This is a genomic window from Hahella chejuensis KCTC 2396 (genome assembly GCF_000012985.1).
Lineage (GTDB): Bacteria > Pseudomonadota > Gammaproteobacteria > Pseudomonadales > Oleiphilaceae > Hahella > Hahella chejuensis.
In genome coordinates, this window is the sequence record NC_007645.1 from 493,872 (window position 1) to 513,141 (window position 19,270).

Annotated in this window: 17 protein-coding genes; 5 read left to right on the forward strand and 12 right to left on the reverse strand. The window is 54.1% G+C overall.

The features are described from left to right. Positions 1-141: 141 nt before the first annotated feature. Positions 142-2,898, reverse strand: coding sequence for an HTH-type transcriptional regulator MalT (gene malT / locus HCH_RS02210; RefSeq protein ID WP_011394467.1), 2,757 nt, complete (start codon positions 2,896-2,898; stop codon positions 142-144). A gap of 469 nt (positions 2,899-3,367) precedes the next feature. Here malT and HCH_RS02215 point away from each other — a divergent pair, with 469 nt between their 5' ends. After that, positions 3,368-4,369, forward strand: coding sequence for a DMT family transporter (locus HCH_RS02215; protein WP_011394468.1), 1,002 nt, complete (start codon positions 3,368-3,370; stop codon positions 4,367-4,369). Here HCH_RS02215 and HCH_RS02220 read toward each other — a convergent pair. Continuing rightward, on the reverse strand, positions 4,277-5,605 hold the full coding sequence (locus HCH_RS02220) for an SLC13 family permease (RefSeq protein WP_011394469.1): 1,329 nt from the start codon (positions 5,603-5,605) through the stop codon (positions 4,277-4,279). The genes HCH_RS02215 and HCH_RS02220 overlap by 93 nt on opposite strands. Before the next feature lie 116 nt (positions 5,606-5,721). Here HCH_RS02220 and HCH_RS02225 point away from each other — a divergent pair, with 116 nt between their 5' ends. Next, the gene (locus HCH_RS02225) at positions 5,722-6,225 is read left to right on the forward strand and encodes a GNAT family N-acetyltransferase (RefSeq protein ID WP_011394470.1); all 504 of its coding nucleotides are present in this window, start codon (positions 5,722-5,724) and stop codon (positions 6,223-6,225) included. A gap of 11 nt (positions 6,226-6,236) precedes the next feature. Here HCH_RS02225 and HCH_RS02230 read toward each other — a convergent pair whose 3' ends face one another. Both HCH_RS02230 and HCH_RS02235 read right to left on the reverse strand, forming a co-directional pair. Further along, entirely contained in the window at positions 6,237-7,196 is a 960-nt protein-coding gene (locus HCH_RS02230) for an AEC family transporter (RefSeq protein WP_011394471.1), read from the reverse strand. Between the two features lie 166 nt (positions 7,197-7,362). Next, positions 7,363-7,752, reverse strand: a complete 390-nt coding sequence (locus tag HCH_RS02235; protein WP_011394472.1) for a DUF3461 family protein — start codon at positions 7,750-7,752, stop codon at positions 7,363-7,365. A 280-nt stretch (positions 7,753-8,032) separates the two neighbouring features. Here HCH_RS02235 and HCH_RS02240 point away from each other — a divergent pair, with 280 nt between their 5' ends. Both HCH_RS02240 and HCH_RS02245 read left to right on the forward strand, forming a co-directional pair. Next, positions 8,033-8,938, forward strand: a complete 906-nt coding sequence (locus HCH_RS02240; protein ID WP_011394473.1) for an alpha/beta hydrolase — start codon at positions 8,033-8,035, stop codon at positions 8,936-8,938. 145 nt (positions 8,939-9,083) lie between these two features. Beyond that, positions 9,084-9,746, forward strand: coding sequence for a 2OG-Fe(II) oxygenase (locus tag HCH_RS02245; RefSeq protein WP_011394474.1), 663 nt, complete (start codon positions 9,084-9,086; stop codon positions 9,744-9,746). Positions 9,747-9,799: 53 nt separating this feature from the next. Here HCH_RS02245 and HCH_RS02250 read toward each other — a convergent pair whose 3' ends face one another. The 8 genes from HCH_RS02250 to HCH_RS02285 form a co-directional block, all read right to left on the reverse strand. Beyond that, positions 9,800-10,294, reverse strand: a complete 495-nt coding sequence (locus HCH_RS02250) for a glutathione peroxidase (RefSeq protein ID WP_011394475.1) — start codon at positions 10,292-10,294, stop codon at positions 9,800-9,802. Beyond that, positions 10,291-10,995, reverse strand: a complete 705-nt coding sequence (locus HCH_RS02255) for a DUF502 domain-containing protein (protein WP_011394476.1) — start codon at positions 10,993-10,995, stop codon at positions 10,291-10,293. Before HCH_RS02255 ends, HCH_RS02250 begins: the two co-directional genes overlap by 4 nt. 12 nt (positions 10,996-11,007) lie before the next feature. Then, on the reverse strand, positions 11,008-11,418 hold the full coding sequence (locus HCH_RS02260; RefSeq protein ID WP_011394477.1) for a CoA-binding protein: 411 nt from the start codon (positions 11,416-11,418) through the stop codon (positions 11,008-11,010). A gap of 72 nt (positions 11,419-11,490) precedes the next feature. Beyond that, a complete protein-coding gene (locus HCH_RS02265; RefSeq protein ID WP_041598370.1) occupies positions 11,491-13,938 on the reverse strand; it encodes a putative bifunctional diguanylate cyclase/phosphodiesterase in 2,448 nt (815 codons plus the stop codon). 149 nt (positions 13,939-14,087) lie between these two features. Next, positions 14,088-15,110 (reverse strand): 2-dehydropantoate 2-reductase, encoded by a 1,023-nt coding sequence (locus HCH_RS02270; protein WP_011394479.1) that lies wholly within the window; start codon positions 15,108-15,110, stop codon positions 14,088-14,090. A gap of 543 nt (positions 15,111-15,653) precedes the next feature. Further along, a complete protein-coding gene (locus HCH_RS02275) occupies positions 15,654-15,866 on the reverse strand; it encodes a hypothetical protein (protein ID WP_011394481.1) in 213 nt (70 codons plus the stop codon). Between the two features lie 480 nt (positions 15,867-16,346). After that, positions 16,347-17,243 (reverse strand): methyl-accepting chemotaxis protein, encoded by an 897-nt coding sequence (locus tag HCH_RS33515; RefSeq protein WP_011394483.1) that lies wholly within the window; start codon positions 17,241-17,243, stop codon positions 16,347-16,349. Between the two features lie 150 nt (positions 17,244-17,393). Next, positions 17,394-18,611, reverse strand: a complete 1,218-nt coding sequence (locus HCH_RS02285) for a GGDEF domain-containing protein (RefSeq protein ID WP_011394484.1) — start codon at positions 18,609-18,611, stop codon at positions 17,394-17,396. A 193-nt stretch (positions 18,612-18,804) separates the two neighbouring features. On the opposite strand from HCH_RS02285, the gene HCH_RS02290 reads away from it, so the two are divergent. Beyond that, positions 18,805-19,269, forward strand: coding sequence for a MarR family winged helix-turn-helix transcriptional regulator (locus HCH_RS02290; protein ID WP_011394485.1), 465 nt, complete (start codon positions 18,805-18,807; stop codon positions 19,267-19,269). Position 19,270 lies beyond the last annotated feature (1 nt).

The following is a 19,270-nucleotide window of genomic DNA, read 5'->3' on the forward strand; positions in this document are numbered from 1 at the left end:
AGACGTTGTTATTTTTACAGTTATGAAGATGGTGCCTGCGGCGAACCGGCCGAACATCCTCCCTCCCTCTTTTTTCTTGGCGTAGTAGTGGGGATGAGGGGGGAGGAGGAGGCGGAGGGTGGGTATGAGGGGGAGACTCGCTCACTCCCCCTGTATCTTACTCAACAGATCCCGCGCCAGATTGATGGCTTCTGAGCGGTGGGTGATGTTCTGTTTTTGGTAGAGGCTGCGGATGTGGGTTTTTACTGTGGTGGGAGCCACTTTCATGTGCTCGGCGATCTGGTCGTTGGACAGACCGGCGTGGATAAGGCTGAGCACTTGCCATTCCCGGCGGGTGAGGGGAGAGGTGCGGATGAGTTCCGGCACGTCGGGGCGGTCGATGATGTCCTGAATGATGGCTTCGTCCAGTGAAATGCGGATCGCCCGGCTGAAGTCCCGTTGTTGTTGCGCCAGTTGGATCAGGCGTTCCGCCCGCTGCTTCTCCATCTCGTCCAACTGCTCTTCGCTGATCAAGGCTTTGAGAATGTTGATCAGCACCTTGCCGATGCGCAGGAAGCTGCCCACCGCGCCGGTGGTGCTAGCGAGCTTCAATGCGATGGCCATGTGGCGCAGGGCGTCTTCACGTTGCTCGTTAAGCCAGTAAAGCTGCGATAAATGGATATGGTTGCGGTTGATATCGGTTTTCAGGCCAAACTGTTCCGCCATGCTTTGAATGCCTTCCAACAGCGGCAGCGCCTTGTCGAAATCTCCCAGACTGACGTAGGCGCGGGCCCAGTTGCGGATATTGCACTGGGTGAAATGGTTAGTGGCCTGTTCCGGCGTCGGCTCCGGCGCCGCAGTCAGCCAGCGTTGAATGGACTCTTTGTCGCGCACTGCGTCCCAGTAGGAAAGCATGGCTGCGTGGGCGTTGGCGGTCCAGTCGATATGGTATTCGCCGGAGGCCAGCATTTTGTGAATCTTCTGCACGTAGTCCGCGCATAAAGACTGACGTCCCCGCGCCTGGGCGATTTTCGCCAGCATCACATAGCTTTGGATGAACCAGCGTTCTCCCTGGCTTTCCAGAATCTCGATGCCCTTCAGCGCGCATCGCTCCGCGCTTTCCAGGTGATGCCATTCCCACATGATCTGGCTGCGAATGCGGTACAGGAATTCCAGAATGGGCAGGCGTTCCAGGCTGTGGTCCTCCGCATACTGCAGCGCCTTCTCCTGGATGTTGTAGGCTTTCTGCAGATAGCCTTGGGCGACGCTGATCTCCGACTGCTGACACAATGCCCAAATGACGTTCTGGTGCGCATGCTCCGCCAAGGCCAGTTGCTCGGTGTCCTGCATGCGGGTGATGGCTTCTTTCAGGTGGCCCTGTACGAACAGGGACTCGCCAATCACCGATGAAGCGGCGGTGCGGGAGGTCGGTAGGTAAACCGGGTCATGGGCCAGCGCGGACTTGGCGAAAGTCTGCGCCCTCTCTGCATCGCCCACATTCATGGCCACCTGGGCGCGCACGGCGTTGAACTCGCCGTTGATCGCTTCCCACTCTTCTTCGCTGCAGTGAGTTTTCAGGTGTTGCTCCGCCGCCCTGAGCCAGGACTCCACTTCAGACCACTGATACTGCCCTTGCGCCACCCAGGCTCTCAGCAGGGTGAGAATGGGGTGGTCGGCGATGACCTCTTTATTCAGCGCGTCGAAACAGCGCTGCAGCAGATTGAACTGGCCTTCGGTGAAAAAGTCGCGACCACAGCTCAGCAGAATGTCCTTAATGCGCTGCTGGTCTTTGGCCAGCACTGCATGACGAGCGGCGTCTTCGAAAAAGCCCATCTCACGCCAGGCGTCGCTGGCGCGCTGGTGGAGCTGCGCGGTTTCATCGGGCAGCACGCAGACTTGCATGTGCCGTAAATATGCAGCGAACAATGGATGGTAGCGGAACCACAAGCCGCTGCTGTCCAGGGGCACGATGAACAGTCCCAGGTTCAATAGCGAGTTCAACAGGAACTGGCCGTCCTGTTGTTGCGCCAGGCGCATCACCATCAGCGCGTTGAAACGTTCCAGCACGCTGGTGCGCAGCAGGAACAGACGCTGTTCGTTGTCGATGCTGGTGCGGGTCAGTTCATCAAAGTAATCGAATATATAGTGATTGCCGCTGTGCAATTGCTCCACATACTCGTTGAATTCCACCCCGGTGGAGGCGGTCGCCGCCAATAACTGCAAGGCCGATACCCAGCCCTCGACGCGGCGGTTGGCGCGTTCGACGCTTTCCCGGGACACTTCAAAACGCAGGCGTTGCTCAAAATACACCTGCGCCTCGTCGGCGCTGAAGGAAAGGTCCTTGGCGGTGATTTCCAGCATCCGCCCCTGCATGCGCAATTGCGCCACGCCGATGGGCGGCGTGGTGCGGGACAACAACACCAGGGTGATATAAGGAGGCAGGTGGCGCAGCAGGAACATCACTCCGCTGTGGATCTCCGGATTGCTGATCAGGTGATAGTCATCTAGAACCAGATGCAACGGATCGCCTTCCAAAGGCAGTTCAGACAGCAAGTCCGTGAGAAACGTCTGCAAGGTCGGATAGCCTTGTTGGTTCAAGGTGCGCAGGGTTTCCGGACAGGCGCCTCGGGTGGCCTCATTCAGTGAATGGGCGACATAGAAAGCGAACTGTTCGCTCAGGTTATCCTGGGCGTCGAGACGGAACCAGGCGGCGTTGGCGCCCAAAGCGCCCAAGCGGTCGTCGATCATCGTGGTTTTGCCGTAACCCGCAGGGGCTTGCACCAGGATCAGGTTGACCGGGTCGATCTCGTGCAGCAGATCGTCGAACTTTTCCCGCTCCAACAGATGCGCAGGCCTCGGCGGCGGCAGTATCTTGGCTTTTATCAAAGTTAAAGACTCGGGCTTTATTGTAGTTGTCATCGGCGACCCTAATTATGTTTCAGCGCTAATGTCGTCCATTATTGGCCGGTTCATACGCCGGTCATGAATTTTTGGTTATATGGAGTCTTGGCTCCCTGGACGCAGTTACTTCAGACTTTAGCAAATATCGCTCTGGAAAGTCAGCGTCCGTTCACCGTATGCGCCCCGGCGGCGGGCGCTTATGTGGTTATTGCGTATTGTCGGTATAAGGCCGGAAGACCACCATACGCGGATGTATACGACAGTGCGTTTTCATTATTTCACTTTGCCCGCAATGTCTTGCGCGTCCATTCTGCGATGTGCGCATGTGGCTGCGGTGAAATAGCGGGATCGTAACAGTTTTTGACGCCGCAGCGGTTCTTCCCCTGCGGCTTTTTTTTGCCCTCAGGGTCCGATCTAAAAATCCCCGACTGCGATAGTTTTGTATTGGCGATGCGACTGTGTTTAAGGAAAGGCGCGGAGGTTGGCGGTGGTTATTTTTGCTTATGCGATGGTGATTTTGGTTTGGGCGACGACGCCTTTGGGAGTCGTATGGAGCAGTCAGTCTTTTCATCCGACGGTGGCGGTAGGGTTGCGCATGACGATCGCGGCGGTCGTCACCGGCGTCATTATTCGCTTGTATCGTATTCCCCTGCACTGGGACCGGGACTCGCTCTATAGCTATCTGTGCGGAACCATGGGCGTGTTTGGGGCGATGATGCTGACCTACTTCGCTTCGAAAACGGTTCCCTCCGGATTGATCTCCGTGATGTACGGTCTGTCGCCGATTATGTCCGGCTTGCTTGGCGTCTATCTGCTGGACGGCGCTCGTTTTCAGAAGAGCCAGTGGCTGGCGCTCGCCCTGGCCATAAGCGGCTTGGCCACGGTGTTTGGCAAGGATCTGCACGCCACCGGCTCAATCGTGTTTGGGCTGATGCTGGTTTTGGGGGCGGTCATGCTGTTCAGTCTCAGTGGGGTGTTGTTGAAGAAACAGAAAGCAACCCCGCACCCCCTGGCGCTGACCTTTGGTTCTATTCTGCTGGCGCTTCCCGGCTATTTCATTCTTTGGGCGTTGATGGATGGCGCAACACCCCGCATCGAATTGCATGATCGCGGCTTGTGGGCGGTAGTGTACCTTGCGTTGATTGGCTCGGTGTTGGGTTTCTTCTCCTATTATTACGTACTGCAGAAGCTGCAGCCTTCCACTGTCGCCATGGCGACGCTGGTGACGCCGGTCTTGGCGCTGATGCTGGGGGTGACGCTGAATGATGAGACTATTCATCCCACGGTATTGCTGGGCGGTTGCCTCATTCTGGTTGGTTTGGCTTTATATTTCGATCTGCCGCGCAAGGCGCTGCGCTGGTTGCGGCCCATTAGCGAACCAGCGCTGGTTTTGCCGTTAAGCAACGAAGAAAATAAATGTACTGATCAACAACGCGCAGGCGAGATTGAGATAAAAGCCCACTCGAACCATGGTTCTCTGAGGAACTAATCCGGTCCCATGCACTATGGCGTTGGGCGGTGTCGCCACCGGCAGCATGAAGGCGCAGGAGGCGGCTACTCCGATGGTCAGCGCAGTCTGACCAGGGCCTAACTGACCCGTCGGCAACGCCAGAAAAATTGGAACCAGCAATGCGGCGGTGGCGGTGTTGCTGGACAGCTCGGTCAGAAAAATGACGAAGGCGGTAATCGCCAGCAGCAGTAAAAACGCAGGCCAGGCGGAGACCAGCGTCGCCAGAGACTCTCCCAGCAATTGGCTGGCGCCGGAGCTTTTCAGGATCACGCTCAAGGTCAAACCGCCCCCGAACAGCAATAGAACGCCCCAGTCTGTTGTCGCGCTGATATCCTTCCAGTTGACCACCTTGGTGATGGTCAGTGCGGCCAGGGCGAGGATCGCAATCCAGCTATCCAAGTCTTTCTCTATGCCTATCAACTCCCCCAGTGGCTTGCTCAGCAGCCACATCGCCACCGTACCGGTGAATACGCCAAGCAGCAGCATGCGCTCACGGGTCCAGGTGAAGTCCGCGGACATTGCGCTCTGGGCGCGTCCGCTAAGATCCGGCTGCAAGGTTTTGCGGAGAATCAGCAACATGACCGGCCATAGCATCAGTGTGATGGGCAGGCCCAGTTGAATCCAATCGCTGAACGTCATATTCAACTGGGCGGCGACAATAGCGTTGGGCGGACTGCCAACCAGGGTGGCGACGCCGCCAATACTGGCTGAGTATGCGACCGCCAACAGCGCGAATACGCGCGGATTGTCCGGGCGATCATCTTCCTGGCTGAGCAGGCCCAGCACCAGCGGCATCATGATCGCCGTGGTGGCGGTATTACTGATCCACATAGACAGCAGGGCGCTGAGCGCGCACAGTAAAATCAATGCATGGCTGATCTTCCCGCGAGTCAGGCGCAGCACCTTGGCGGCGATGGCGCGGTCCACTTGCTGCTTATGTAGCGCAGAGGCCAGCGCGAAGCCGCCGAGGAACAGGAAAATAATCGGATTGGCGAATTCACCGAACCCCTCCTTAACGGTCAACAGTCCGAGCGTCACCGCCATGATGGTAATCAGCAGGGCGGTGACGGTGACGTGGAAGAGTTCAGTGATCCACAGCACCGCGGCGATCCAGAGTATGGAGAGCCCATGACGGGCGTTGGCCGGCGCCTGTAGCAGCGTTTCCAGGCATAGCGGCCCCGCCGCCAGGATTATCCAGATCAGTTTCAGTCGCATGATTAATCAGCCGTTGCTTTCCTTGTCCTGGCGTTCTGCTTGATGTAACGCCAAAAATGGGGTAATCATCGGTTTTTCATAGAGTAAATGTCTTGATATAACGCAAAAGGACGCCAATGACACCGAATGCTTCTCAGTTTAGCCTACGACCTGTCACCCCTGCTGATAATGCGCAAATGGGGGAGGTGATTCGTCAGGTCTCCGCCGAATATGGGCTCACTCCAGAGCGGGGATTCGCTGTCGGTGACGCCAGTGTAGACGCCATGTATGAAACTTATGCGATCCCCGGCGCGGCCTATTGGGTGGTGGAGCACGAAGGCCGCATTGTGGGCGGCGGTGGCGTGGCGCCGTTGGCGGGGGGCGACGGCTCTGTCGCGGAACTGCAGAAAATGTACTTTCTGCCGGTCTGCCGTGGACAAGGCTTGGGGTACAAAATCGTGCTCATGGCGCAAGAGTTCGCCAAAGATCATGGGTTCAAACAGTGTTATCTGGAAACCACCGCCGCGTTAAAAGAGGCCATCGCCTTATACGAACGCCTGGGTTTCAAACTGTTGACCGAGCCCATGGGAGATACCGGACATCAAGTCTGTGAAGTGCGCATGATCAAAGCGCTGGACTGACGCAATGCGCCTTACATCCAGCCGATCGTGTTCAGCACCGTAATGCCGATCGCCAGGGTTATGAAGGACGCCAACGTAGACAAGGCGACAATGGCGGCGGCCAACTCACTGTCGCCGCCCATCGCTTTCGCCATCACGAAGCTAACGGTGGCGGTGGGGCTGGCGAACATGAGAAATAGCGAACCCAGGTAGATATCGCGTATGCCTATGGCGAACGCGACAACAATCTGCGCCACCGGCAACCAGATCAGCTTCAGTTGCGTGGCGTGCAACGCCAGCCCGGAGGTCGCACGCAAAACTTTGCCGTTGATGGAGCCGCCTACGCAGAGCAAGGCCAGAGGCAGGGTCAGGTCGGCGAAATACCCGGCGGCTTTCTTCGCCATGTCTGGCAATGGAATCTGTAATGCCGCAAATCCAAGCGCCAGCACGATGCTGATGATGAGGGGGTTGCGGACTATCTCTTTCAGTACGCCAGCCCAGGGGAGTTTGGCGTTTTGATGCTGCGAGGCGGTCAGCGCCCAGACTGACAACAGGTTATAAAGCAAGGTAACGAAACCCAGCAGCACTGATCCCACTGCAACGCCCTGTGCGCCATAGGCTCCGGCGCATAGCGCCAAACCGACGATGCCCAGGTTGCCTCGAAACGCGCCCTGAACGAATACGCCCAGTTGCGTGGGCTCTGAAATATAGCGTTTGGCGATGATCCAGACTGCAATAAAGCCAACTGTCGTGGAGACGATGGCGTAGCCCAACTGCGCCAGATTGACTACTTGTCCCAACTGAAGCTCGGCGACGTTGAGGAAGATGAGAGTGGGCAGCGCAATTTTGAACACCAGACGGGAGCCTGTCTCAATGAACGCGCCGTCAATCATGTTGCTGCGTCGCAATAAGAAGCCGAGGATGACGAGAAAGAATATCGGCAACACCACACCGGCGGCGAAAACGGCGCTTTGCAGCAACAACTCAAACATGGGCGGACTCTGGAACTTGTTGGCTTAATGGAGGAGTTTAAGCGAGACTGCCGCAGCGTATGAATGAGATGTCAGTATGACGAGAGGGAAATATTCAATTGCTGGCGGTCAGGTTGGCCAAGCGGCTACGTTGGAAGACCGCCCGGCCGAGATCGATCGTTACGAATCAGCGCGATGACAGCTTGTCCAGGTCGCGCTCGATTTCCTTGATCTTGTTGTTCACGACGCGCTCCAGGTGGCGCAGATCCTTCAGAATCTTCTCTTTAACATCTACCTGCTCAGTTTCTTTGCTGGTGATTTTGTCCAGCTCGTCCAGAACGTGCAGCAGATTAGGCGCAATTTCAGAAGTGTTTTCATAACGCTTGGCGCCGCCTGAGTCCACCAGCAATTGCTTTTGCAGGCGGGGAAATTTTACTTTCAGGCTTCTGTGGAAAAGGTCGCCTTTTTCCTTTTTGTAGTAGATCTTGAGGATATCGTTCTCAGCTTCGGTGCGCAGCGTGTATTTTTCGATGCGTTGGGGATCGGCGACGCCGATATGTTTGAGGTGGTCAGTCATGGGTACTCCAGATTAGTTTAAAATTTAAACCTTAAAAATCAGTTTAGTTAAGAAATGGGTAAGTTGTTAAAACAACGATAAAAAACTGTATTGGGGCATATCTTGAACTTTTGATGAAAAATTGCTATAGGTAGAACCCGACAAAAATGTTACCAACGGTAACCTTTTTGACTTATGTCTAGTTCTGTGAGCGGCGGATGTTTTTTTGTACAACTGTGTAAGTTGGTCTATAAATCAAAAGTAGGTCCATCAGTTGTAACTTGGACGGCTGTTTGCTCGTATGACTCGCATAAATATTCTGAAAGATATGATTCGCCTGGGGATGAATTTCATTCCCAACAACTTGATGGCCTATCGTCTGTGCGCCTCTCACACCTCGTGGTTTATTCATGCTCCGCCGGGCTTCTCCAGCGAGCCTTGTGAAATCGACGGGCTGCAGGCGTTATGGTTGAGTCACCACACTGAATGTGAATCCCGCGTTGTTTTGTATCTGCATGGCGGCGGATATGTCATTGGCTCCAACCGCACCCATCTTGAACTGGCCTGCCGCATCAGCAAAGCCGCCAAAGCGCGCACGTTGATGCTGGAATACCGGCTGGCGCCGGAGCACCCATTTCCGGCGGCGTTGCATGACGTGGTGGCGGTTTATAAGCAACTTTTGGATCGGGGCGTTAAACCCAGACATATTGTCATTGCGGGAGACTCCGCGGGCGGAGGCCTGACCATGGCGGCCTTGCAATTCATTCGCGACATGGACCTGCCGGCGCCGGCGGCGGCGGTGTGTATTTCACCGTGGCTGGATCTTACCTGCCACTTGTCGAGCAAGTCCCATCGTCTGCCTCATGATCCGGTGATTTCGCCGGATCGCATTCGTTTTTTTGCGCGCCACTATGCGGGTGACCATGATCCTAAACTGCCAGGCATTTCGCCTTTCTTTGGGGACTTGCATGACCTGCCGCCGATGTTGATTCAGGTGGGCGGCGATGAAATTTTGCTTTCCGAGTGTAAGCAGTTTCACCGGCGCGCCCGTTTACAGGGAGTGCCTCTGCAATTGCAGGTGTGGCCGCATATGTTTCACGTCTGGCATTTCGCCTCGCGTTTGTTGCCGCAAGGCGGTCGCGCCATTCATGAAATCGGCGACTTCATTCGCTCGCACACTCCGTTGGGAGCTACGGAGGCGGCATAAAATACGACTTGTGGGAGAATAGTAAAAAACAATGCGCGCTGAGTAATTTCCGCTCTATAATTCTTCGCCCGGTCAGCGCGGCAATCGCTATTGACCTTGAGGTCCCACTTTTTTTTCGCCGCCGGCGCGGAAGGAATTGCATTCTATGTCCTTGAATCAAGATATCGCCCAGTCGGGCGCTTTGGCCTGTGCGCTGCCTTCTCAGGAGTGGCATGAGCGCATGGCTGACGCCTTGGCGCGGCAAGGATGGGGCGTATTTGACGATCTGATTCCGCTGGAGCTGTCCGCACGCCTGCGACAGGAAGCCGAATTTATTTATACCGAAGGCGGTTTCAGCCCGGCGCATATTGGTCGTGCGGAAGATCGGCAGTTGAATGACTCTGTGCGGCGCGACTGGTCATGTTGGCTGGATGGGCGCAGTGAGACGCAACAGCAGTTTCTGCTGTTTCTGGAAAATGTGCGTCAGGTTCTGAATCGCACTTTGTTTCTGGGACTGCAGGAAGTGGAGGCGCATTACGCTGTTTACGAGGCGCAGGCGTATTATCGCCGTCATGTGGACAACTTTCGTGGACGCAGTCCCCGTAAGGTGACCCTGGTGCATTACCTGAACCCGAACTGGCTTCCCGACGAAGGCGGCGAACTGGGTTTATACGATGGCGGCAACGGCGGCCTTATCGCGGATATAGCGCCAGAGATGGGCCGGACTGTGATCTTTCTCAGTGAAGATTTTCCCCACGAAGTCAGACTGACCCATCGTCCCCGCTGGAGCCTCGCCTGCTGGCTGCGCACCAACTCATCGCCGTTCTGAGGCCCCGCACAGATGCGCGGAGCACTCTTGTCGTTGGAGAATAACTGCCTGGCCTACTTGCCCAGCAGAATTTTACTGAGATGGAGTTGCTCGTCGATTTTATCCAGCAATTCTTCATCGCTGGGCGGCGTACGTGGATCGAAGCGCGCTACGCAGCGGCCTTCGCCATCGACCAGAAACTTCTCGAAATTCCAGCGTATGTCTTCGCCATCGCCGATCAGCCATTGGTAAAGCGGGCTCCGTCCCGGGCCGTTCACCTCTGTTTTTGACGTCATGGGAAAGCTTACCTGGAAACGCGTGGAGCAGAACTCGTGAATGGCGGCTTCGTCGCCGGGCTCTTGCCCGCCGAACTGGTTGCAGGGCAATCCCAATACCACCAGGCCATCGTCTTTGCGCTCTTCATAGAGAGACTGCAACTCTTCGTACTGCGGCGTCAGGCCGCACTCACTGGCGACGTTCACCAGCAACAGCGTTCTACCTTTGAATTGCTCAAGGGGCAGGTCGGCGCCATGAATATCTTTGAGGGTAAAATCGTATAGCGTCGTCATAGTTGGATGTCCTTATGTTGTTCTGGATGTGAGGGAACCGGTTTACCGTTCGTCGTCACGACGGCGGGGTCCGTTTTGGCGACGCCGGGACCGGCGATCGCCAGCAAAGCCGCGCTGCCGGCGCCGCATGAAATGATGGTGCGAATGGCGGCTTCCACTTTGATATCCGGTCTCAGCGTCACTGCTTCGCCTGGGACGTGAAAAACGAAACCGGTCGTGGGGTTGGGGCCTGTTGGGACAAAGACCGTGTAGCGGCCGTCGTCATGCGTACTGGTGACAATGGCGGTCACGGTGGTCGGCGTTGAAGGACCGAATATTTTTACTTCCGCCACAGCGCCGGATCTGAACGGCGAGTTTTTCTTGTCGCCCAGCAACTGGGTGACGATCTCCTTCACCATTTGATAGCCCGGTGCGATACGACGTAAATGACCGTCGAATCGCGAATGTAGAAAGCGGCCGATGCTGGTGGCGGTAAGACTGCCCACCAGGATGCACGCGACGGCGATCACCAGGATAACGACCATGTCGCCAACCACCTCCGGCGCCGACACCATGCGAATCACGATATTGGTGATAGGTTGAATCAGGTCAGTAACGGCTCGGAAGAGCCAATTGAAGAACAGGCCCAGGATCGCCAGGGGCAACAGTACAATAACGCCGCCGATAAAAGCGTTGCGTAATAACAACTTCAGTTTTGTCATAGAGATTAGAAACTATAGTCCCAGTCGGGTAATTTCGATTTTCGGACAGCGGTCCATAACGACTTTGAGTCCAGCGTCCAACGCTTTCCGCGCCGCCTGTTCGTGGATGACTTCCAGTTGCATCCAGACTACGCCGGCGCCGATGGCGATCGCATCGTCAACGATGTCGGGCGCCGCATCCGGGCGGCGAAAAATATCCACCATGTCTACAGGGACGGGAATGTCGCGCAGGCAGGCGTAAACGGTCTCGCCCAGTAAAGTGGCGCCTGCCAGCGCAGGGTTGACGGGAATGACCCGGTATCCTTTGTTTTGCAGAAAAAGCATGACATGGTGGCTGTCGCGCCCCGGTTTATCGCTGGCGCCGACCATTGCGATAGTGTGTACGCTTTTCAATATTCGGCTGATTTCGGCTGCTGAGGGCATGGTGTCGTTGGCTCCGCTGATAAGCTGTCAGCATTATGCGGAGGGCCGTCGTCCCCTGCAACTGCGCTCAGGCTACTTGGGGTTTTTCGGCTGCAATCTCAGCAGTTCTCCCATCTCCTCGGCGGGCAGGGGTTTGCTGAACAGATAGCCCTGGTAGTAATCGCATTCGTTCTCTTTCAGGAACTCCAGATGTTCGACGGTCTCCACGCCTTCCGCCACCACTTCCAGGTCCAGGTGGGCGGCCATGGCCAGGATGGTGGAGACAATGGCGGCGTCGTTCACGTCGCTGTTGATGTCGGTGACGAAGGATCGGTCGATTTTCAGGGAGTCTACCGGCAGTCGCTTCAGATAACTGAGGGAGGAGTAGCCGGTGCCGAAATCATCCAGGGAAAAGCGGACGCCCAGGCCTTTAAGACTGAGCATCTTGTTGATGGTGTCTTTGACGTTCTGGATGACCACGGACTCGGTGACCTCCAGTTCAATGCAGTACGCGGGCAGCCGGGTGGCCTCAAGTATCTCTATGATCTGTTCAACAAACTCCGGCTGGTAGAACTGCTTGGGGCTGACGTTGACGGCGACGCGCATGTCCTCCTCCCACCATCCTTTGTCCAGCCACTCCTTCACCTGCATGCAGGCCTGGGTGAACATATCCAGGCCGGCGGTGAGAATCAGATTGGAGTTTTCCAGCACCGGGACGAATTCATCGGGAGTAATCAGTCCTCGCTGCGGGTGGTTCCAGCGTATCAACGCCTCTGCGCCGATAATGCGTCCATCGGTGACGCTGACCTGGGGTTGATAGTAGAACATCAACGCTTTGTCTTTTACCGCCGTACGCAATTCGTTTTCGATACTGAGTCGCTTGCTCACCGCATCCGCCATCTCCGCTTTGAAGATCGTCACTTTGTTGCGACCTTCGTGTTTGGCCTGGAACAGCGCCGTGTCGGCGTAACGCAGGATGACTTCCGTGTTGGCGTCTTTATCCGGATACAAAGCTACGCCCATACTGGCGGTAACAGTGAATTCCTGAGTGTTGAAAAAGAACGGCGTGGACAGCTCCGAGAGAACTTTCGCTGCGATCAGGTTGGCGTTTTGCTCCGCCTCCTCCGGCGTGCGCCCCAACTCCGGCATGATCACGGTGAATTCATCGCCGCCGAGGCGACCGACAGTGATTTCTTCATCCAGACAGTTACGCAGGTTTTTCGCCACATTGCGTAATAACTCATCGCCGACTGAATGCCCCAGCGAGTCATTGATGTTCTTGAAATTGTCCAGATCGATCAGCAGCAGTGCGCCATAGGCTCCGTGATTGCGGGAGCGGGCGATATCCATAGTAAGACGGTCATAGAACAGATTGCGATTGGGCAGGCCGGTGAGCGGGTCGTGAAAGGCCAGTTGCTCCACCCGGGATTGCGCCTCCACTCTGTCGGTAATGTCCACGGACACGATCAGCGCGCAAGGTTTTCCGAAAAAACGAAAAGGGATTTTGTTGCTCTGCAAGATACGGCGGCGGCCATAAATATCCGTGAGGCCGTGTTCAGGGATGAACATAACTTTCTGTTTGTCGATAACCTCCCTGTCTTCGTTGTCGAAGCGCACCGACTCCAGGTTGGAGATCAAGTGATGCAACGAGTGGTGATCCCCCCCTTCGATTTCCGTGATATTGCGGTCATAGAAGCTCGCTAGCGCCTGATTGACGAAGACAAAGGCGCCGTTGCGATCCTTGGCGTATATCAAATGTGGAACTGTATCGATAATCTGCCGGGTCTGGCGTTCACTGTCGCGCAAAGTCTCTTCCGCCTGGCGGCGCTCTTCCAGGCGCTTTTGTAAGGTCTCAAGAAATTGATTGCCGATCTGCGCCAGATAACCCAGCTCATCGCCATCATGGCTGCGAGGCAGGCGCAAGCGGCGGTCGCCGGGGTCTTCCGGGTTCACCTCGGAAAAACTGGCGGCGAGCGAAATCAATGGTCGCGTGATCATGTAATAGAAGGCGATAAACAGCAGCAATACCAGCACCATGTTGCGCACGATGCCGATAATCAGCACGTAGTAGGCGCGATTGAAGAAGGGTTCCAGGGCTTTATCCACATTCACCACCACTTCCATGCGGCCGGTCTGGAGTTGGTGGTAAGACTCCATCTGCAGCGCAATGGGATAGTTGCGGTAAATGGCGCCGATGCTGGAAGTGATCCAGCCGGTGCTGGAATTAGCGACAGGCTTGGCGCCTTCCGCGAGAATTTGCCCCAGTTCGTCGACGATCAGCACCTGATGGACATAATCATATTGCATAAGACCGGTGACGACTTCTTCCGCCAGACGAGCGTCCAGGGTGTGTACGGCGCGCACGGCGGGGGGACGGGCGGCTTGCAGCACGCGCTCAATAAAATCCCGAAAATCCTTCTCATGACTCAAATAGTCAAAATACACCTGTATGGAGCTGAGCAGACCTCCAAGAATGAAAGCCAGAATCACTCCTGCGCGGGCCAGTTTGAAGGATATACGTCGGTGAAACTTCAGTGTCATGTCTGAAACTGCGTCAGGCGCATCCCTCGACATGATTGGAGCGGCGGTGAGAAGGGATGCTGAGCCAATGTTATCTAACCAGTATAGTCTGAAAATCTCCGGCGCCGGCTAACGGGGAATATTGGATATTCGGGTTATTGCAACGGTCTTTACTTTTCCGCTGCGCAAGCCGCTGCAATGGCGTTGAGAAGCTCTTCCGCACTGTACTTACGGTATTCCCTCCCTTCGACTTCTGCTTGTTTAATAAGGTTCATGAGTGTCCGATTAACTGGACAGGGCGCGCCTAACTTGTCAGCCAAGTGCGTCACTTCGCCGTTGATGTATTCCACTTCGGTTTTTTTACCAAGACGAAGGTCATCTTGCATGGAGGAGCTGGCGTCGGGGTCAATGGCCAAGGCGGCGTTGGCGATGAGACGGAATAGTGGCGTTGGAAGATGCAGCAGATAGGGGGACAGTTCTGGCACAATCGCGCCCAGCCGAATGGTTTGGAAGCCAGCCTGTTCAATCACCCTTAGGGCTTCCCGTTGCGCCGCCGCCAAGGCTTTGCGATAACCGGGGTTGAGCAACATGGTGCGCAGAGGGAGTCCGGACAAAGCGTTAATGGCGTTGTTGAGGTTCAGCAAGAGCTTGCTCCACTGCACAGGCTCCATCCGCTCGTGAATATCCAACGGTAGTCCGCCTGCTTTGAAGTCTTTCTGAATTTGTTCTGAAATAGGAGAGGCCTGTATGGCCAAATGGCCGGAAGAGACTTGCCGTAGATCACCCGGGTGAGGCTGAATGACGTTGAATGGAACCATCCCGGGAATAATCTTATTAGGTAGCCGGGCTTTAAGTTGTCCGGCATTGCGGACGCCATTCTGAAAGCTGACGATAATGGCGGTCTCTGGGGCGTGATGGCGCAGAACCTCCGCTGCGTTTATCGTATCCTGGCTTTTGACGGTCACTAATATGCAGTCGGCGTTGGCCAGCGCAGTGGGATCATCGCCGAAATTAAGCTGCTTACCGTCAAAGTACCGTCTTACGCCTTTAATGTTGCGTAGATGCATGCCTTCCTGAGCAACGCTTTGCGCTTGTGCGGAGCGGCCTATAAACCAGACGGGATTGCCTCCTGCTTGCAGCATACCTCCCAAAAAACTGCCTATTGTTCCTGCGCCGAGTACGGCGTACTTCATCTTTCCACTCCTTTTGTTATTTTTCAGCATGCTGGGCGGCAGATTCTGTCCGGATATCCAGACGCAGGCAGACACTTTTTTGACGGCGAGTGCTATCTTCTTCTATTGCCGCAATGCCCAAGAGAGTGAGCTATAGAGCACATGCCCTCAATGAATGTAGCACCAAAAGCGGGATATTAAAATTTATAGAAGGATAGTGTAGAGAACAAATTCAAGGAGTTAGAGAATAAATAAGTAATATTGTCTGAGTGGTCGGGATGCGTAAATGCTACAGAGAATGAATGTGTAAAATTTTCAGACGTATAATTCCCCTTTTGTTAAATACTTTACAAAATCCTTGTAAAGTTTATTGATTCATAAATGGATATAAAAATGGCTATATATAATCTAAATTATTATAACGGATGTTTGTATGGGGCGACGATGGGGACTCTGTAGGGAAAACAGAAGAAAAGGCAACAAATTCAATAAATAAGAGACTTTACTGATGGCGCTGACTACAACTCTCTTTAAAGGAGAGGGGCGTCGGCGATAAATAGAAGACTATTTAGCGCCGACAAATTGTTTAAGTTCCTGACAAATCGCGTCAGCTTCCGCCTGCAATACCAGACAACGGAATTTGTTGCCTGCGCTCATTGCTCGGTTAAGTTGCTCCATCTTGCTACTATATAAACGCTCTAAGCGTTTGTTGTAGTGTGAAATTTGGCTGGTCATCGCAGTTACCTCCAAAATTTCCGTCTGTAATACTTTCGCCATGATCCTTGCTCACTATATCGGCAGTTTTACTCTCATCTATAGATAAGCAAAATGCTTGCCTATCTCCCTTTACTACAGCCTTTGGACTCTAACTACTCTGTCTCACTTCAAAAGGCTCTCTTACTTTAGAAAGCGCTGAACCTTAATAATTCCCTTGATTGAAAATTGTTGTGAATTATTGCCATAAGAAAATAATTTGCAACCTTACGACATACTTTTTTACCGTACTCAACCAAGGGTGGAATGAGCAAAATCTTATTTATTTAGTAGTTTAGACAAAGTTTTTAATAAGTCAGTTAAAAAATGCACAATAATTTAAAAAATTCGGAAATTACCTAACTATCAATTTGTTTCTGACAGAAAATGAATATGAAGACTATGTGTTTCTACGCACATAGAAACGCATTTGAGAGGAAGTGAAGTGGTACGGAAGTGCAAATAAATCAATGGGTTGATCGCACTTCCGTAATTAAGAATGGCTTACTTGACGCTGAGATGTTGGCGGAGTTCTTCACTGAGATGAATATTTTCACCCGCGCCTTCAACTGACTTATGAGTGTCTTCCAATAGGTTTTGAGTGCGGTGATTGAGTGAGTCGAGCTCTTGCGCAAGGTGATCGAAATCCCGAGCGACGCCTTTTGCGGCCTCCGCGCTTTCAGTGGCGGAACTCATTAGTTGATTGAGGTTGCGAACGGTTTCGCTGGCGATAGTGACGCTGCTCCCTATGACTTCGGACACTTCCTGTTGTTTTTGGATGACGCGTCCGGAAATATCAGTGATTTTCTTGATTTCACTTTGTATTTCTTCCGCCGATTCGTTGGCGGTGGTCGCCAGTTGTCGCACTTCATCGGCGACGACGGCGAACCCTCTGCCGTGCTCACCCGCCCGGGCTGCTTCGATTGCAGCGTTGAGGGCGAGCAGGTTGGTCTGGTCAGCGATAGCTTTGATGGATTCGACCAGCTGATTGATTGTCTTGTTGCTTTCTTCCAGGGATGACAGCAGATCGGTAAATTCGTTGATGTAGCGCGATGAGGCTTCGATATTTGAGGACAGTTGCTTGATGTCGGCCACGCTTTGCTGTGTGGTGTCGACAGTGCCCACCGCCACTTCCACGGATTGTTCCGTCACTCCTTTGATTTGTGCGGAATGATCCATAAACGCCTCTAATTGATGACAACTGTCCTGAATTTCAGACAGTCGCTTCTCAGTGGACTTTTTCACTTTGACGGCATTGTCGTGGATGGATTTCGCCATGGCCGCAGGGTTCTTCTCCATAAGCCTGTCTAGCAATTCCGCTTTGCGCTCCAACTCCCGCAAGCGCGAGTTGTCGATGATGGTCTGGTCGTCATTTGCGCGTGGTTTGCCGAATCCGAACATATTCTTATCCGCCTGTGATCATGTTTTTTGTCATCGCCCGATTGACGCGGGCCTGCGCCGGTGGATGGCGTCAAGGAGTATTCTTGATTGTAGACGCAGGCGGTGAATTTCGCCTGCGCAAATCTATTTAAAATTCATAAAGATGAGAGGTCAGCATTGCGCTCCTTTCTCTGAATCTACGGGCGTCAGAACGCCCTCCAGCGATGACCAGAATACGCAATTGCGGCCATAAGACTTGGCTTGGTAGAGCGCTTTGTCCGCAAGCTCCAGGAGTTGTTTGGGCGTCATGGTTTCTTTGGGAACGCCGCTGACCCCGCCAATGCTGATTGTGACGGATACAGGGTCAGATAAGTTCCACACGGCGCACGCCGCCACCGCGCTGCGTAATTTCTCCGCCAGCGCGGCGGCTTCCTCCGCATCGACGCCTGGCAAAATGATGCCGAATTCCTCGCCGCCATAGCGCGCGAGAACATCACTGTTGCGTTGTAACTGGCGCATCAGGGTTTGTGCGGTTTGCACCAGGCATTCGTCTCCGATCAGGTGACCGTAACGATCATTGACCCGCTTGAAGTGATCAATGTCGATAAGGAGTAGTGAGATGGGGTAGTTCAATCGGGAGGCGCGTCGCAAGTCTGCACTTAGAATCTGGTCAAAGTATCGGCGGTTTTTGACGCCGGTCAGGCCATCCTGAATGGTTAGTTCGGTCAGGTAATTGGCTTGTTGTGAAAGCTTTATGATGCTCAACACGGCGACTTCATACTCATGTCGGGGTAGTGTGGAGATCCAACTCATTCCCAGACCGAAGCTAATCAGAAGAAAACCTATGACGCCGGGTTGTGTGGAGTAAGCTGAAAACAGAGCCAGCGTCATGGGCGCAAGCAGGCAAATGATAAAGAGGTTCACCATACGTCCCAGAATCGCTAAGGACGCTGCGCCGCCAGCGCACAACCCAAGAGTGCAGGTCAGAAATAAAGGGAAGTGTGGGGCAAATGGCGTAGGAAGCACTGATAACGCAGCAACGCCGCCCCACAGGCTGGCGCTGAAGCCTGCTCCGAGTAGTAGTGGCGTATAGGAAGCCTCGCGCCCTGATTCAAGCTTACGCATGAACTGGTGCATCGCGTAATAACGGTAGCTTGATACGGCGAAAATCAGCAGTGCGGCATAAGCCAGCCAAAGAGATTTCTCTGGCGTGGGAGAGCTGAACATGATCGCTGCCGAGATGAACACCCAGGTTGCGGGGTAGAACAGGATTCCGGGACGCTGGCGGTTGGCCAAGTCCCGTTTGCGCTGCTGCTCCAGCTCATCTCGCAACGCTGGCGGGAGGTCCCGTTTATTTGGCGAATTGCGATGGAAGGCGAATCCTCGCATGGGATATTCCCAATAGGATTAAACGTTTGACTATAAGGGCATACTGCTATTTTTTCACGCCTTGAAAGGCGCATGCCTGCTCCTCTGTCTCGACCCGACGGATGGATGGCGTACAATACCCCGGGCAGCTGCGGGTAATCTAAATTTTAGCTGTATTCCCCGCATAGAGCGTGCTGCGAGACTGGAAAAGAGAATGACGACTATGACGACCACTCCCGGAAAAGCCTTAAAACTCGGCGAACAGCTTTGTTTCGCTCTTTACTCCACCTCATTGGCGATGAGTAAGCTCTATAAACCGTTATTGAGTGAATTGGGGCTGACCTACCCGCAGTATCTGATCATGCTGGTGCTTTGGGAGCAGGAAGGGCTGACTTCTTCTGAGTTAGCGAAACAATTGACCCAGGATCTTGGTGCGCTGAGTCCTGTGGTTAAGCGTCTGGAAAAAGAGGGACTGCTGCAACGCAAACGCTCAAGGGAAGATGAGAGAGTCGTGCGTCTCTTTTTGACGGAAGCGGGAAAAAAATTAAGAGACTCTGCGGAAAGCATTCCAGAGCAAGTGCTTTGCATTTCTGGACTTGGGATGGAAGAGGCGAAAGCATTGCGGAAGCAACTGGAAGAACTACGTCAGGCGTTATCAACGCGTGAGAAGTCAGAGTGAG

Coding starts and splice junctions, on each gene's coding strand:
- malT (WP_011394467.1), bottom strand. CDS start 2,898: ATGACAACTACAATAAAGCCCGAGTCTTTAACTTTGATAAAAGCCAAG.
- HCH_RS02220 (WP_011394469.1), bottom strand. CDS start 5,605: ATGCGACTGAAACTGATCTGGATAATCCTGGCGGCGGGGCCGCTATGC.
- HCH_RS02225 (WP_011394470.1), top strand. CDS start 5,722: ATGACACCGAATGCTTCTCAGTTTAGCCTACGACCTGTCACCCCTGCT.
- HCH_RS02230 (WP_011394471.1), bottom strand. CDS start 7,196: ATGTTTGAGTTGTTGCTGCAAAGCGCCGTTTTCGCCGCCGGTGTGGTG.
- HCH_RS02235 (WP_011394472.1), bottom strand. CDS start 7,752: ATGACTGACCACCTCAAACATATCGGCGTCGCCGATCCCCAACGCATC.
- HCH_RS02240 (WP_011394473.1), top strand. CDS start 8,033: ATGACTCGCATAAATATTCTGAAAGATATGATTCGCCTGGGGATGAAT.
- HCH_RS02245 (WP_011394474.1), top strand. CDS start 9,084: ATGTCCTTGAATCAAGATATCGCCCAGTCGGGCGCTTTGGCCTGTGCG.
- HCH_RS02250 (WP_011394475.1), bottom strand. CDS start 10,294: ATGACGACGCTATACGATTTTACCCTCAAAGATATTCATGGCGCCGAC.
- HCH_RS02255 (WP_011394476.1), bottom strand. CDS start 10,995: ATGACAAAACTGAAGTTGTTATTACGCAACGCTTTTATCGGCGGCGTT.
- HCH_RS02260 (WP_011394477.1), bottom strand. CDS start 11,418: ATGCCCTCAGCAGCCGAAATCAGCCGAATATTGAAAAGCGTACACACT.
- HCH_RS02265 (WP_041598370.1), bottom strand. CDS start 13,938: ATGACACTGAAGTTTCACCGACGTATATCCTTCAAACTGGCCCGCGCA.
- HCH_RS02270 (WP_011394479.1), bottom strand. CDS start 15,110: ATGAAGTACGCCGTACTCGGCGCAGGAACAATAGGCAGTTTTTTGGGA.
- HCH_RS02275 (WP_011394481.1), bottom strand. CDS start 15,866: ATGGCGAAAGTATTACAGACGGAAATTTTGGAGGTAACTGCGATGACC.
- HCH_RS33515 (WP_011394483.1), bottom strand. CDS start 17,243: ATGTTCGGATTCGGCAAACCACGCGCAAATGACGACCAGACCATCATC.
- HCH_RS02285 (WP_011394484.1), bottom strand. CDS start 18,611: ATGCGAGGATTCGCCTTCCATCGCAATTCGCCAAATAAACGGGACCTC.
- HCH_RS02290 (WP_011394485.1), top strand. CDS start 18,805: ATGACGACTATGACGACCACTCCCGGAAAAGCCTTAAAACTCGGCGAA.